Origin of the sequence: Vibrio sp. S234-5 (assembly GCF_000960595.1) — a bacterium.
GTDB lineage: Bacteria > Pseudomonadota > Gammaproteobacteria > Enterobacterales > Vibrionaceae > Vibrio.
This window is the reverse complement of record NZ_JZAM01000462.1, coordinates 1-454: the sequence shown is the minus strand read 5'-3', so window position 1 is coordinate 454 and position 454 is coordinate 1. Positions and strand designations below refer to the sequence as shown.

Genomic DNA, 454 nt, shown 5'->3' with positions numbered 1-454 from the left:
CCATAAGGGAGTGCTTGGTTTTTTGATAGCTGTACATAGTAGCCAAACCAGACACCAATGCCAAATTGAATTATGAAAAGAAGAGGATATTGAATAAACAGAACACAAAAACGTAAAAAAAGCACTGTTATCGAACTTAACAGTGTGCGAGCGCTTGTGTAACAAGCACCAGTTTCATAAATAAGCTTAGAAACATAGAAGGGGAAAATGCATTAACTTGGTAGCAGAATCTCACCATTCAAATCATTCTGAACTAATTAGTTTTGTCGGACAGAAACCGGCTCTAGCGTTACGTACTTTTGAACAGCCCGAACTCTATTTTTTCCTTCTTGCTTCGCTAAATAAACGGATTCATCGGCTGCGCGAATCAAATCGGTGTACGTACTCATGTTTTCTGTTCGCTCTGCAGCGCCAACACTGATGCTACCTCTCCGCGGTTCATAACACGTTGGAA

Annotated in this window: 1 pseudogene; it reads right to left on the bottom strand. The window is 40.7% G+C overall.

The window, feature by feature from the left end:
• Positions 1-257: 257 nt before the first annotated feature.
• Positions 258-454: pseudogene (locus UF06_RS27290) on the bottom strand (diguanylate cyclase); the annotation flags it as partial.